The sequence below is a fragment of the Phyllobacterium sp. T2-21 genome (genome assembly GCF_055378485.1).
This window is the reverse complement of the sequence record NZ_AP027912.1, coordinates 1957674-1971390: the sequence shown is the minus strand read 5'-3', so window position 1 is coordinate 1971390 and position 13717 is coordinate 1957674. Positions and strand designations below refer to the sequence as shown.

At 58.9% G+C, this 13717-nt stretch carries 16 protein-coding genes and 2 tRNA genes; 5 read left to right on the top strand and 13 right to left on the bottom strand.

All coding sequences use genetic code 11. The features are described from left to right. Window positions 1-427: 427 nt before the first annotated feature. The 5 genes from ACZ5FP_RS09885 to ACZ5FP_RS09865 form a co-directional block, all read right to left on the bottom strand. Window positions 428-504 (bottom strand) — tRNA-Arg (locus tag ACZ5FP_RS09885). A gap of 72 nt (window positions 505-576) precedes the next feature. Continuing rightward, window positions 577-882 carry an ETC complex I subunit gene (locus ACZ5FP_RS09880; RefSeq protein ID WP_105735719.1) on the bottom strand — a complete coding sequence of 102 codons (306 nt, stop codon included), beginning with the start codon at window positions 880-882 and terminating at the stop codon, window positions 577-579. A 76-nt stretch (window positions 883-958) separates the two neighbouring features. After that, window positions 959-1035 (bottom strand) — tRNA-Pro (locus ACZ5FP_RS09875). Between the two features lie 256 nt (window positions 1036-1291). After that, on the bottom strand, window positions 1292-2302 hold the full coding sequence (locus ACZ5FP_RS09870; RefSeq protein ID WP_464659865.1) for a hypothetical protein: 1011 nt from the start codon (window positions 2300-2302) through the stop codon (window positions 1292-1294). A gap of 191 nt (window positions 2303-2493) precedes the next feature. Then, window positions 2494-2691, bottom strand: a complete 198-nt coding sequence (locus ACZ5FP_RS09865) for a hypothetical protein (RefSeq protein WP_464659863.1) — start codon at window positions 2689-2691, stop codon at window positions 2494-2496. Window positions 2692-2933: 242 nt separating this feature from the next. On the opposite strand from ACZ5FP_RS09865, the gene ACZ5FP_RS09860 reads away from it, so the two are divergent. After that, window positions 2934-3329 carry a hypothetical protein gene (locus tag ACZ5FP_RS09860; protein WP_464659861.1) on the top strand — a complete coding sequence of 132 codons (396 nt, stop codon included), beginning with the start codon at window positions 2934-2936 and terminating at the stop codon, window positions 3327-3329. A 45-nt stretch (window positions 3330-3374) separates the two neighbouring features. Here ACZ5FP_RS09860 and hdaA read toward each other — a convergent pair whose 3' ends face one another. The 3 genes from hdaA to ACZ5FP_RS09845 are packed head-to-tail and all read right to left on the bottom strand — an operon-like array spanning window position 3375 to window position 5799. Next, a complete protein-coding gene (gene hdaA / locus ACZ5FP_RS09855; RefSeq protein WP_464659859.1) occupies window positions 3375-4061 on the bottom strand; it encodes a DnaA regulatory inactivator HdaA in 687 nt (228 codons plus the stop codon). A 33-nt stretch (window positions 4062-4094) separates the two neighbouring features. Next, window positions 4095-5270 (bottom strand): AI-2E family transporter, encoded by a 1176-nt coding sequence (locus ACZ5FP_RS09850; protein ID WP_223611211.1) that lies wholly within the window; start codon window positions 5268-5270, stop codon window positions 4095-4097. Beyond that, window positions 5221-5799 (bottom strand): CDP-alcohol phosphatidyltransferase family protein, encoded by a 579-nt coding sequence (locus ACZ5FP_RS09845; RefSeq protein WP_346305711.1) that lies wholly within the window; start codon window positions 5797-5799, stop codon window positions 5221-5223. Before ACZ5FP_RS09845 ends, ACZ5FP_RS09850 begins: the two co-directional genes overlap by 50 nt. Before the next feature lie 181 nt (window positions 5800-5980). Between ACZ5FP_RS09845 and purM the strand changes: the two genes are divergently transcribed. Together purM and purN are read left to right on the top strand one after the other, a co-directional pair. Then, a complete protein-coding gene (gene purM, locus ACZ5FP_RS09840) occupies window positions 5981-7042 on the top strand; it encodes a phosphoribosylformylglycinamidine cyclo-ligase (RefSeq protein ID WP_464659856.1) in 1062 nt (353 codons plus the stop codon). Then, window positions 7039-7662 carry a phosphoribosylglycinamide formyltransferase gene (purN, locus tag ACZ5FP_RS09835; protein WP_464659854.1) on the top strand — a complete coding sequence of 208 codons (624 nt, stop codon included), beginning with the start codon at window positions 7039-7041 and terminating at the stop codon, window positions 7660-7662. The genes purM and purN overlap by 4 nt, the downstream gene beginning before the upstream one ends. Window positions 7663-7679: 17 nt before the next feature. Here purN and ACZ5FP_RS09830 read toward each other — a convergent pair whose 3' ends face one another. The 3 genes from ACZ5FP_RS09830 to ACZ5FP_RS09820 form a co-directional block, all read right to left on the bottom strand. Then, entirely contained in the window at window positions 7680-7985 is a 306-nt protein-coding gene (locus ACZ5FP_RS09830) for an addiction module antidote protein (protein WP_464659852.1), read from the bottom strand. Next, on the bottom strand, window positions 7982-8290 hold the full coding sequence (locus ACZ5FP_RS09825) for a type II toxin-antitoxin system RelE/ParE family toxin (protein WP_464659851.1): 309 nt from the start codon (window positions 8288-8290) through the stop codon (window positions 7982-7984). Before ACZ5FP_RS09825 ends, ACZ5FP_RS09830 begins: the two co-directional genes overlap by 4 nt. A 78-nt stretch (window positions 8291-8368) precedes the next feature. Further along, window positions 8369-10480, bottom strand: a complete 2112-nt coding sequence (locus ACZ5FP_RS09820; protein ID WP_464659849.1) for a molybdopterin-containing oxidoreductase family protein — start codon at window positions 10478-10480, stop codon at window positions 8369-8371. A gap of 159 nt (window positions 10481-10639) precedes the next feature. Between ACZ5FP_RS09820 and ACZ5FP_RS09815 the strand changes: the two genes are divergently transcribed. Next, a complete protein-coding gene (locus ACZ5FP_RS09815) occupies window positions 10640-11287 on the top strand; it encodes a glutathione S-transferase family protein (protein ID WP_464659847.1) in 648 nt (215 codons plus the stop codon). Window positions 11288-11290: 3 nt separating this feature from the next. Here the strand turns inward: ACZ5FP_RS09815 and ACZ5FP_RS09810 are convergent, their stop codons facing one another. Together ACZ5FP_RS09810 and ACZ5FP_RS09805 are read right to left on the bottom strand one after the other, a co-directional pair. Continuing rightward, entirely contained in the window at window positions 11291-12133 is an 843-nt protein-coding gene (locus ACZ5FP_RS09810) for an EamA family transporter (protein ID WP_464659846.1), read from the bottom strand. Window positions 12134-12235: 102 nt separating this feature from the next. After that, the gene (locus tag ACZ5FP_RS09805; RefSeq protein ID WP_464659845.1) at window positions 12236-12766 is read right to left on the bottom strand and encodes an NADPH-dependent FMN reductase; all 531 of its coding nucleotides are present in this window, start codon (window positions 12764-12766) and stop codon (window positions 12236-12238) included. Between the two features lie 82 nt (window positions 12767-12848). Here ACZ5FP_RS09805 and ACZ5FP_RS09800 point away from each other — a divergent pair, with 82 nt between their 5' ends. Next, entirely contained in the window at window positions 12849-13709 is an 861-nt protein-coding gene (locus ACZ5FP_RS09800) for a 23S rRNA (adenine(2030)-N(6))-methyltransferase RlmJ (RefSeq protein ID WP_464659843.1), read from the top strand. The last annotated feature ends 8 nt before the right edge of the window (window positions 13710-13717 follow it).

The following is a 13717-nucleotide window of genomic DNA, read 5'->3' as shown; positions in this document are numbered from 1 at the left end:
TATCAAGTCCACCCGCTCGGATTCCAAAACAAGCTATTCGTGCGAGGTATCCATTGTTCTCGGCGAAAAAGATGATCGTCTCAAGGTCGCGGACTTCATAGAGATCGCGCCGGGGCTCGATAGCTGTTATGAACCTGTCGTTGTGTCTAAGTTTGAAAACTAAGATACCCACAGCTCACATAGGGCTGCAATCTAATTTTGGCAAAGTTATCCATGGCGGGAAGCCCCAAACAATGCTGCAATCTCTCACAAGCTTAGGGCATGTATGGTTCGAAGCGCTTAACAGAGGCGGAAGTCTATACGCGCGATGCGGACAAAGTCAGGCTTGCGCGGGGTGCCGCTGAACGCATAGCGAACAATTCAACGTCGCACCTTGAACCAGAGGGCGTCACACCTATCAGTAAAATCAATGACTTAGATGGGCAAGTGGCGATCCCGGCTGGATTCGAACCAGCGACCGTCGGCTTAGAAGGCCGGTGCTCTATCCAGCTGAGCTACGGGACCAGTTTTACACCGGCGAACACAGTATCGCCGGGAAATCCGAACAAACTGCAAACAAGGCCAAACGTCGAAGAATCAGTGCGTCCAGGGCTGCTTGCGGTCAAAGCGGAAGTTTTCCGAATAGGAGACAACGCGCCGTCTTGTTTCCTTGGGTTCCTGCACCGAATAGGCAATGCCGTTCTTCTGTGCGTAGGCGATTGCCTCTTCCTTCGTTTCGAAGGACAGGCGGATCTGGCTCTTCATGTCGCGCGATGACGTATAGCCCATCAGCGGCTCAACCTTGCGCGGCTGTTCCGGCTCGAATTCCAGCATCCAGCTTTCGGTCTTGGCCTTGCCGGACTGCATTGCTGTTTTTGCGGGGCGGTAAATACGTGCTGCCATTAGAAGAAATCCCTTTGTCTGAAATCCCGATATAGTACAGGCTTCGGTTCAGTACCAGCAGCATCATCGGTTGAAATGGTCGGAGCGGAGAGATTCGAACTCCCGACCCTCTGGTCCCAAACCAGATGCGCTACCAGGCTGCGCTACGCTCCGTATCAAGTTCAACGTTGGCTTCCCTAGAGTTTTTGATTCCGGAACGCAATAGCGAAATCAAAGAAAAGCCCGCAAACGGAACAAAAGCTTTGCCACGGCGGGGTACGGCACCGAAAGCCCGGGAAAAGCGCCGGGAATGTTCTGCTGATGTTCCTCCCTGCCCCACAGCCCCATTTGCGAGAGACGAGCTGAAGCATATGATTCGGTGACAAATGGCTTGATTGCACCGTCGCTGTGGACGGGTGCCGGCCTACACTCAACGTCCGAGCTTTTTCACCAAGGTTGCTGCTTTGCGAAGGGGCCGAGTGATTGACCATGACGTACTCGATTGGATGGAACTCAAGCTATCTTCAAGGTCGGCAACGGTTGCAGCCAACCGGGATATCGTAGCGGATTGCGCTTCCATCGCGTTGCGCTCTTTTTCGACCAAAGCGGTTTGAAGGTTGTCCAGTTCGCCTTGCAGCGTTTGTTGTGCCGAGTGCGCCTGCGCCAAATCCCGCCTGGCCGCCACTTCGAGGCGTCTCAGTCTTCTGATCTCTCGTCGCAGCGCAATATTATCCAATTGCTCCAGTGACGGATATTCATCGGCTGATTGCGCCGGAGCTGATACCGGAAACTGGGACACCATTTCCGACCTGACACGAACTTTTTCCGGCTCAACAATCCTCTCGCTCACCAGCTTCACTTGGTCGAAATTTACTGATGCTGGCAAACACCCTCGAAGGACTGAAAAGAGATATTCCGGATCTCGGGTAAAGCGAGGAAAAGCCAAAAGATAAATTGGAACCCCAGCATTCGTCAGCTTGTCCAAGAGCTGATGGAATCCCACGGCGAGGAGCCGGGCTTGATCCAAAGGGTTCAGTGAAAAAACCGTACCTCCAGGTGCGCTCCCCCATGCGTCCCAGGTTTTACTCTCGTCGGCCATCCATTCTTGGGTACGGTGGAGGTTCTGCAGTTCCAGAATGGTCCTGCTGCTTGCCGCTTCCACAAGATTACGAATCGGAATTATGACGCCATCAAGTTTAATGCTTTTGTTTTCAAGCACCTCATCTGCAAATTGGTACAGCCAAGGAGATTTCACAACATAAGGCAGGTTCTCACCGCCGTGGAGAATAAGATCTTCCAAGCCCGCATTGGCATCTTCAAACAATACTGTTTGACCATCCGCTTTGGTGATATGAGTTTCCAGACCTAGCGCATCAAGATATCTGACGAGAAGGCTTGTCCCAGCACGCCCGGTGCCAGCTACAAGGAGATGATTTTTCATTGTTCCCTATGATACCGTTACAACAAATCATGGAGACAAAGAGGCCTAGCATGAACCGATCAATCTCCCATAAAACCAATGGTTTCCGACGTAAGTAAAACTTACGTCAGGGAAAGAATTATCTTCATTCATGGATTCCCCCGAATCCCCATCCAGTAAAACTGATATATTAACCGCAATACAAACTGCAATCACAATTTATTGATGATCAAAGCACAGCCGAAATTCCCGATGTTTTGCGCCCCGTTGAAGAATTCAGCATTCATTACTCCGCGCTGCTCGTGCTGATGCTGCAATACAGCAATCAACGTTGCCCGTCCCAACCCCCCAATCTCATTTCGCAACTCCCGGAGTGCACCGCCGGTTTGGACAAACTCCATCTTGATCACAACGCAGCAAACCAGACAAAGGCCGCTCCTGCGGCCAGTGGCGACAAATGGCTTGATTGTAACGTCCGACTTTGGAACACTCCCTGCTGCTCGAACACACCAGCCTTTGGCGGGCCGATGTGCCACGTTGAAGATACGTCCTTGATCCGGGTTCAATCCCCCGGGACTGGTTTTGCAGGGAACGCCCGTCGCCAGCTTTGATTTCCATGCCGGCGCCTATTTCAAACCGTTGGAGTTTCATCATGTCAGCACATATCGAGATCACAGATTCGGCAGCATTCGACCTGGCCCAAAGCATCGCCGATACCCAGAAGGCGAAACTGCGGGAGCAGCAGATGCGCCAGATCAGCGACGACGACATGCAGGTCGGTGAAACCTGGTTTGTCTGGGGCATCTTCAGCGCCATCACCGATGATCGCCCGCGGCAGCAGAAACTGCTGGCCGATTATCTCGCCCGGAAAATCCAGCCGCGCGGCGACATTGCCAAAATCGTCAGGGATACACTTGCGCTCGACAGCGAGGGCAACCAGCTGTTCAACGCGATCTCCACCGCCGGCCGGCAGGCCTATCACGAAGACGGCGACCACCATCTGAGCAAGATCGCCGCCATCTTTCTCAACGCCATCAAGAACCATTGACGCTTTTCGCGTCAAAGCAGTTCAGATCATGAACGGCCGGACGCTCTAAAGATCGAAGGTCGTCTGCCCCTCGTCGAGGGCCGTGACGACGCTGGCGGCCAGCGCGCGGGTGATTTTCGATTTCTTCTCTAGTGCCGCGCGGTCAAGACGCTCGACAACCCGGCTGGCCGTGGACAGCGACCGCTCGATATGGCTGACCAGAAAGCTGATCACATTGGGATCGACAGCGATCTGCCGGTCGGCAAAGAGCTTGTACATCACCCCGGACAGGAGCATGTCGTCCGGCTCGCCGATCTCGACCGTCGTTGCCGCCTTCAGGCGTGAGGCAAGGTCAGGCAGCTGCACCGGCCAGGTGCCCGGCCAGCGGCGTGATGTCATCAACAGGCTCGATCCGCTCTGGCGCACGCTGTTGATCAGATGGAAAAGTCCGGCTTCATCGATCGGACCATCGCCGATAGCGTCGATCAGGAACGGACCGGTCCTGCCCGAGGCATCGCCGATATGCGCGGCATCGATGACAGTTGCCTCCGATTCGGCCTTCCAGACCGCCGCCAGATGCGTCTTGCCCGACCCGGTCGGCCCAGCCAGAATGACGACGGGAGAAATCCAGCCCGGCCAGCGGTCGACAATGTCCACCGCCGCCATGTTGGAGGCGGTGACAATCAGGTCGTCGCGCGAATATCCCGGCTCATGGCCAAGATCGAGCGGCAGCTGTCGCGGTGCATCGGTCATGTCAGGTGAAATACAGTCAATGCCGCCCGGATGTCACCGGATTTCTTTGGACCGCCCGCTTTTGCTGTAATCGCCTGTGTAGAGCGGGGATTGCCGGTAACGGCCGATGACAAAGCGCACGAGAACACCCATGGCCGCAGCCGTCGGCACGGCGATCAGCATGCCGGTGAAGCCCATGAGCGAACCGAAGGCAAACAGCGCGAACATCAGCCAGACCGGATGCAGCCCGACGGAGGAGCCCACCAGTTTCGGCTGGAGAATATTGCCCTCGAAGAACTGGCCGATGAAGAACACCACGGCCACGGCACCCACATAGAAATAGTCAGGCCAGAACTGCACCAGCGCCACGCCGATGGCCAGCACCAGCCCGACCAGCGAACCGACATAGGGGATGAAACTGATGAGGCCGGCAAACAGTCCGATCAGCAGCCCGAAATTCAGCCCGACGATGGTCAGCCCCACCGCATAGATCATGCCGAGCAGCAGGCACACCGTGCCCTGCCCGCGCACGAAGCCGGCGATGGCCTTGTTCATGTCGCGGGCGATTTCGCGCACCGTCTGCACATGGTCGCGCGGCGTCAGGTTGTCGATGCTCTGCACCATGCGGTCCCAGTCGAGCAGCATGTAGAATGCCACGACGGGCGTGACGACGAACAGCGCGGCGACATCGATAAGCGTCTTGCCCGAGCTCCAGATCGACTGCAGCAGGGTGGACAGGAAACCGGCACCCTGCTGCAGCAGGGAATCGAGGCTGTTGCGGATGACGGACGCATCGACGCCGATGAAATCCTTCAGCCACTGGGAATCGCGGTTGGCGATCAGTTCCTGCAGCCGGGCGACGTAGCTCGGCAGGCGGGCGATGAAATCGGTCATCTGCGATGCCAGGATCGGCACGAGGATCATCAGCAGCAGCGCAAAGGTCACCAGGAACAGGATCAGGATGACGATGGTTGCCAGAAGGCGCGACATGCCCAGGCGTTCCAGCCGGTCGGCGACGGGATCGAGGAAGTAGGCAAGCACGAGCCCGGCCACGAAGGGCAGCAGGATGGACGAGAAAATGTAGAGGAACAGCGCCAGGAACACCACGGCGCCGGTCCAGAAAAACGCCTGACGCCGCACGGCGGTTGCCAGCGTGTTCACCTGCACATCCACGTGGATGTCACGTTCGGCCGGTGGTGTCGTCTTCGTCTTGCTTACGGTTTTGCTCATAGCCAGCCATGTGTTGTGTCCATGCCACGAGATAGGCAGTGGAGGACGCTGCGGTCAAGAGTGCAACCATCCATACCAGAATCGTCCGCCCCGCGCCGAACGAAAATTGGAAGGTCATATCCGCCAGCGTAAACGCCACCAGCACGATCTGCAGCGCCGTGTTCGCCTTGGACACGAACAGCGGGCGCATTTCCACCGGATTGGCCATCACCGTCGACAGCAGCACCGCACTGATAATGAGGATGTCACGCGAAACAACGATGACAACCAGCCAGACCGGCAGCTCGTTGAGGAACCCGAGAACGACGAACAGGGTGACCAGCAGCAGCTTGTCGGCCATGGGATCGAGATAGGCGCCCAGTTCCGAACGCTGGTCGTAGCGCCGGGCGATGTAGCCATCGACACCATCGGAAACGCCGGCGATGACGAAACCGACAAGCGCCGCACCGACGGAACCGGACAGCAGCGCCATGACGATGAACGGCACGAGGATGAAGCGGAAGATGGTGATGTAATTGGGAATTGTCACTCGGCCGGCTTCCTCGCATTTTCTATTGTTACGCTCTAGATGGACGCAGCAGCGGTATTGCTCAACCCCTTTCCGGCGGCCAAACTGTCGATATCTGGTGTTTTCACCCCGCTTGGGGCACTCAGAGCTTGCAGCGACGGCGGAGTCGTGCCATTTCGCCAGCAACAATCCGGAGCTGACAATGACGATCAAAAATGGCCTCACCTATGCGCAGGCAGGCGTCGATATCGATGCCGGCAATCTGCTTGTCGAAAAGATCAAGCCGATCGTGCGCTCGACGCGCCGTCCCGGTGCCGATGGCGAGATCGGTGGTTTTGGCGGCCTGTTCGACCTGAAAGCCGCCGGTTTTACCGATCCGGTCCTCGTTGCCGCCAATGACGGCGTCGGCACCAAGCTGAAGATCGCCATCGATGCGGGCGTGCATGACACGGTTGGCATCGATCTCGTCGCCATGTGCGTCAACGATCTGGTGGTTCAGGGCGCGGAACCGCTGTTCTTCCTCGACTATTTTGCCACCGGCAAGCTCGACCCGGATCAGGGCGCGGCCATTGTCAGCGGCATCGCCGAGGGCTGCCTGCAGGCCGGATGCGCGCTGATCGGCGGTGAAACCGCTGAAATGCCGGGCATGTACCGCGATGGCGATTACGATCTTGCCGGCTTTGCCGTTGGCGCCGCCGAACGCAACCAGCTGCTTCCCTCGGGCGATGTGGCCGAAGGCGATGTCATTCTCGGCCTTGCCTCCTCGGGCGTTCATTCCAACGGCTTTTCGCTGGTCCGGCGTATTGTCGAGCTCTCCGGCCTTGGTTGGGATGCCGATGCGCCCTTCAAGCCGGGCACATCGCTCGGACAGGCACTGCTCACACCGACCCGCATCTATGTGAAGCCGCTGCTGGCGGCGATCCGCGAAACCAATGCCATCAAGGCCCTCGCCCACATCACCGGCGGCGGCTTTCCCGACAATATTCCCCGTGTTCTGCCAAAGGACCTGACCGCCAGCATCGATCTTTCCGCCATTTCGGTGCCGCCGGTCTTCTCCTGGCTGGCCAAGGTCGGCGGCGTCGCGCGCGATGAAATGCTGCGCACGTTCAATTGCGGTATCGGCATGATCGCCGTTGTTGCCCCCGAGAATGCCGATGCTGTGCTCGCTGCGCTGAAGGCGCAGGGCGAGGATGCCGTGCGTCTTGGCACCATGGTTGCCCGCGCCGACAGCGGTGTTGTCTATCAGGGCAATCTGGCGCTGTGAGCAGCGCAGCCCACAAGAAGCGTGTCGCGGTCCTGATTTCGGGCCGCGGCTCCAACATGACCGCTCTGATTGAAGCAGCCAGGGCGGCTGACTATCCCGCCGAGATCGTCGCCGTGATTGCCAACAGGATTGACGCCGGCGGGCTGGAAACGGCAAAGGCGCACGGCATTGCGGCCCATGCCATTGCGCATCGCGATTATCCGACAAAGCAGGCGCATGAGGCCGCCGTCTCCGATGCGCTGCATGCAGCGGGAGCGGAAATCGTCTGTCTCGCCGGTTACATGCGGCTGATGTCGGCGGAGTTCGTTCAGGCCTGGGAAGGCCGGATGATCAATATCCACCCGTCGCTCTTGCCGCTGTTCAAGGGCCTGCACACGCATGAACAGGCGCTCGAAGCTGGTGTTCGCGTGCATGGCTGCACGGTGCACTTCGTCACGGCGGGCATGGATGAAGGTCCGATCATCGCCCAGACCGCCGTGCCGGTGCTCAATGGCGATACGGCAGACAGTCTTGCATTGCGCGTGCTGTCCGTGGAACACGAGACCTATGCCCGCGCCCTGGCGCAGGTGGCATCCGGCAAGGCCGTCATGCAGGACGGACGGACAGTTTTCAGCGATTGATCACGTGACGCCGCTGCTTACGCAGCGTCTTTCTTGTTTTTCGTCGCAGGCACAATTTTCAGTTGCAGTCCAAGCGCGTCGGCGACTTTGGTAATCGTTGCCAGTTCCGGATTACCCTCACCGCTCAAGGCTTTATATATTGTTTGACGCGGGAGACCGGTTCTTTGGGAAAGCTCGGTAATCCCGCGCGCGCGGGCGATGGTACCCAAGGCGCGCGCTATTTCCGCAGGCGTTCCATCCTCACACGTCGCCGCCAGATATTCTTTGATCATCTCTTCGGAATCCAGATGATGCGCGGTATCATAGGGACTTAACTTTATCATGATCTGGCTTTCCTCAAGGTAATGGCCATTGTCTGTGCTCTCTTGATATCGCGGTCCTGCGTACTCTTGTCACCGCCGCACAACAGGATAATCAAGACGCTCTTTCGCTCAATGTAATAGACGCGGTACCCCGGACCATAATCAATACGAAGTTCACTGACGCCCTCGCCGACAGCTTTGACATCACCGGGATTGCCTTCAATCAATCGATCAAGCCGTTTGGCAATTCTCGCTCTGGCTCGCTGATCTCGCAGACCATCAAACCAGTCTAAAAACGTGTCGGTCTTTTCAATCAACCGCTTCATAAATGTAAACCATAGTTGTCAAAATGTATAGATAATCAAAACTACAAATTCAAAAAACAGTCAAAAATATCAATAAAATCAATTCATTGCCGGGCGAACCCAAACCTTGCTGTCGTGGAAGGCTGCGCCGCCATAGGGCGCCGACGCGTCCGAGCCCGTCAGCACGTTGATGCCCTCGCCGCGCTCGAATGCCGAATTGCGGAACAGGCCTTCCGAGATCACCACGCCGCGCTTGAGACCGGCATTCAGGCGGGCATGCACCACCACCTCGCCGCGTTCATTGCCGATTTCGACACGCATGCCCTCCTCGATGCCGAGCGCCGATGCATCGTCGGGATGGATCAGCAGTTCCGGGCGGCCCTCTTTCAGCATCGAGGTCGGTGTTTCGGCAAAGGTCGAGTTGAGGAAATTATGCGCGGGTGATGTGCCCAGCCGGAACGGATGTTTTGCATCCGCGACTTCAATGGCTTCCCAATAATCCGGCCATTGCGGCAGAGTCGCGAACGGTCCCTGCGTACCCATGGACTGCGGCGGACGGTTCGGCGACGGGCTGCCGGTCCAATCCGGCTTGAAGCGGAATTTGCCGTCGGGCCAGTTGAAACCCTTCGCGTAATGCGCGGTTTCGTAATCCGGCTGCACATCGAGCCAGCGGATTTCCTTCAGCACGTCATAGCCCGGCAGATTGCTCGCCGCCATCATATGGTCGATCAGCGTCCGGGCATCGAGATCGAAGCCCGGCAGGTCGCCGACACCGAGGCGTTTTGCCAGTTCGTTGATGACGTAGAGATTGGGCCGCGTTTCACCCGGACCGTCGATCAGCTTGGGGCCGAGCACGATGTGCTGCTGGCCGCCGCCGCGATAGATATCGTCATGTTCCATGAACATGGTGGCCGGCAGCACCACGTCGGCCAGCTTTGCCGTGTCGGTCATGAACTGTTCGTGCACGACCATGAACAGGTCCTCGCGCAGCATGCCCTGCTTGATCAGGCGCTGCTGCGGCGCGACATTGGCCGGATTGGTGTTCTGGATCAGCATCGCCATGACGGGCGGACCGCCATAAAGCGTCTCCTTGTCACCGTTCAGCGCCAGACCGATTTTGGACTGGTCGATATGGCGAACGGAGGAATCCTTGAAGGCCTGTCCTTCGATTTCCCGCTTGTCCATGCGGAAAATGCCGGAGTTGGAGTGAAATGCCCCGCCGCCCTCATGGTTCCAGGCGCCGGTGACGGCCGCAATGGACAGGGCCGCATGCATGTTGACCGCGCCGTTGCGCTGGCGGGTGAAACCGTAGCCAAGCCGGAAGAACGTCTTCTTTGTCGTGCCGACCAGCCGGGCGAACGCTTCGATCTCCGCGACCGTCAGGCCGGTCAGCGCCGCCGCCCATTCCGGCGTGCGGTCGGCAAGATGCGCTTCCAGCCCCTTCGGATCGTCCGTATAGGTATTGAGATAGTCCCAATCGGCAAGACCATCGCGGAACAGCACGTGCATGACGGCGCAAGCCAGCGCCCCGTCGGTGCCCGGCTTCAGCACGAGGCCGAGATCCGCCTGCCGCACGGTGGCATTTTCATAGATGTCGATGGCAACGATCTTGGCGCCGCGCTCCTTGCGGGCGCGCACCGCATGGGTCATCACATTGACCTGCGTGGCCGCCGCATTGGTGCCCCAGATCACCACGCAATCGGACTTGGCCATTTCGCGCGGATCGACGCCGCCAAGCTTGCCGGTCCCGGCGAAAAACCCGGTCCAGGCCATGTTGGTGCAAAAACTGTCGAACTGGTTGGAATATTTCTTGGCGTGCCGCAGGCGGTGCATGGAATCGCGCTGCACCAGCCCCATCGTACCGGCATAGATATAGGGCCAGATGCTTTGCGAGCCGTATTCCGCTTCGGCCTTGAGGAAGCGTTCAGCAACGAGATCAAGCGCCGCATCCCAGCTTGCCTCTTTCCACACGCCCTCACCCTTCGAGCCGCCGCGGACAAGCGGCTTCAGCAGCCGGTCGGGATGGTGGATGCGCTCGGCATAGCGGGCAACCTTGGCGCAGATGACACCAGCGGTATAGGTGTTGTCCTTGGCGCCGCGCACGCGTCCGATCTGGCCGGAATCGAGCACCTCGACATCCAGCGCGCAGGTCGAAGGGCAATCGTGAGGACAGGCCGAATGGCCCGTGCGGAGGATGACAGCTTTGTTCATGGCCTATCCATAGCGCAGTTTTCGCGCCGCCGGAATGGGCTGGATAGCGGCTGCAGACGCAAAATGTCGCGACCGCGCTTGACGCTGGCGAGCGGACTTGATACTTAAGCAATCACTTTAGTATTGAATACTGATCAAACTTTGCATGGGAGGCCCGAAATGTCACTGAAACTGTATTTTCACCCGCTATCGTCGTTCTGCATGAAAGTGCTGACCGCGCTGTACGAGAACGACACGCCCTTCGAGCCCTGCATGGTCGATTTCATGAACGAAGAGGCAAGCGCCGAATTCCGCAAGATGTGGCCGATCCGGCAGTTTCCGGTCTTGCGCGACGAAGCCCGGGGCCAGACCGTTCCTGAATCCAGCATCATCATCGAATACCTCACCGAGCATTTTCCCGGCAGGACGCCGCTTTTGCCCTCCGGGCTGGAGCCGGCACTGGAAACGCGCTTCTACGACCGCTTCTTCGATCTGCACGTGCATGTGCCGATGCAGAAAGTCGTCACCGACAGGCTGCGTCCCGAGGGCCAGAACGATACGCTGGGCGTTGAACATGCCAGACAGAAGCTGCGAACCGCCTATGATGTGCTCGAGGACCGTCTCAAAGGCCGGACGTGGGCGGCAGGCAACGCCTATACGATGGCGGACTGCGCCGCTTCCCCCGCGCTTTTCTATGGCGACATGGCCGTGCCGATCGGCGAGGGATATCCCGTGCTGACCGCTTATCGCGATCGCCTGATGAACCGGCCATCCTTTGCCCGCGCCCTGGAAGAGGCAAAACCCTATTTCGACATGGTGCCGAAATAGGCGTCAGGCGAGACGCATCACGGCGGCGCCTGCGGCGATCAGCGCCACGGCGATCAGGCGCTTGGCGCCGATATTCTCCTTGAGAACCAGGGCGGAGATGGCCACGGCAAACAGGATCGACGTTTCACGCAAGGCGGCAACGGCTGCGACCGGGGCCATGGTCATCGCCCACAGGGCAAGACCGTAGGAGCCGAGCGTGCCGACGCCACCAACCGTGGCCAGCCGCGTCCGCTTGAGGAAATGCGGCCAGAGTTCGCCCTTGCGGGTCACGACGGTCCAGAGAAACAGGGGAATGGCGTTGAGGGTGAAAACCCACATCGTATAGGCCGCCGGTGCGCCGGAATGCCGGACGCCGATGCCGTCGATCAGGGTATAGGTGGCGATGACCAAAGCATTGATCAAAGCAAAGACCGTCGTGGCGCGGTTGGCCCCTGCCCGCCGCCGCGCCTCCAGCGCCAGCACCAGCACGCCGCAGCAGATCAGGGCAATGCCCGACCATTTCTGCGCCGACAGGAATTCGCCGACCAGCGGACCGCTGGCAATGGCGACGAACAGCGGCGCCGTGCCGCGCATGATGGGATAGGCCTGGCTCATGTCGCCGCTGCGGTAGGCCGCCGCGACAAGCGCGAGATAGATGAGCTGGACCACGCCCGATGCCGCCAGAAACGGCCAGCTCTCGCGCGCCGGTACCGGCAGGAACGGCAGGCAGATCATGGCGATCACCCCCGCCGAAGTCACGACCACGACGGTGTTGAGGAATTTATCGCCCTCGGATTTGACGACAGCATTCCAGCTTGCATGCAGGAATGCGGCAAACAGGACAATGAGAACAACTGTTCCGGACATGATCAGACCCCGGCACGCCCGAAATGCGCGTGCTCCCCGCGCTCAATGACACATTTGGGTCATAAGGCAAATTCGATAATCTCATCTTTAAAGTGAGAAGTTCTAAACGGCATTGATGCCGTCGACAAAACTGGCAAGACCGGCGCGCAGCGGCGCACCGAATTCCGCGCTTTTGGCGATGCCGTCCGCGTCCAGCTTCTTGCCCTTGAGCGGCAGGGTGAGCGACGCACTTGTGACCACATGCGCCGACATCGTCATCAGGACTTCCATGAGAAGCGGCGTGATGCGCTCCGAGTGCGGCGAAGTATTGATCAGAAGCACCGGCTTTCCCGGGAATTCGACGCACGACACGAGCCAATCCAGCATGTTCTTGAAGCTGCCGGGAATGCCATGGGCATATTCCGGGCAGGAAATGATCAGACCATCCGCCGCACCGACCTGCTTGCGCAACGCCACAATCTTCTTGGGCGGGTTGTCGCCGTCGAGATCGGGATTGAACGGCGGCAACCCCGCCAGCCCCGCATAAAGCGCCACGCTGACACCGGCGGGCACCAATTGACTGCACGCCTCCAGCACCGACTTGTTCATGGAAACGGCGCGCAGGCTGCCGGACATGGCGAGAAGTTTTGTCATCGGAAGACCTTCGGGAATCAATTTGACAATCAGCATAGCGAGATGCTTGCGATAGCACCAACATCGTGAAACAAGCAGGGCCATGAACTACCGTCACGCCTATCACGCCGGCAATTTCGCCGATGTCGTCAAACACATTATCCTGACGCGGATTGTGCTCTATATGCAGCGCAAGGACCATGGCTTTCGCGTCATCGATACCCATGCGGGTATCGGCCGCTACGATCTCAAGGGAACGGAAGCGGGCAAGACAGGCGAATGGCAGAGCGGCATCGGCCGCCTGCTCGAGGCCAAACTGGATACGGACGTCGCCGGTCTCATCCAGCCCTATCTGGACATTGTCCGCGCCGAAAATCCCGATGGGGCCATCCGCCACTATCCCGGTTCGCCGCTGATCGTGCGGCACCTGCTGCGCAAGCAAGACCGGCTGTCGGCACTTGAACTGCATCCGGACGATGCCCGGCTCCTTGCCGAGCTGTTCGAAGGCGACGTGCAGGTGCGCGTGACACAGCTGGACGGCTGGCTGGCGCTGGGCGCTCACCTGCCGCCCAAGGAAAAGCGCGGCCTCATCCTTGTCGACCCGCCGTTTGAAATCGGCGGCGAATTCGACCGTCTGGCGGAAGGCCTGGTCAAGGCGCACCGGCGTTTCGCCGGCGGCACCTATGCCTTCTGGTATCCGGTCAAGGACCGGCAGGAGGTCAAGCGTTTCGCCTCCCTCCTGCACGATACCGGCATTCCCAAAATCCTGCGCGCGGAGCTGATGATTCGAGCGCCCTCGCCGGAACCGCGGCTCGATGGCACCGGCATGATCATCGTCAATCCGCCTTTCACGCTGGAGGGCGAGCTGCGCAGCGTTTTCCCGGCGTTGTCAAAAGTCCTCAGTGACGGGCAGAATGCCGGTTTCACCGTCGATTGGATCCGCGGCGAGCAAGTTGGTGCTTGACCGCGCGC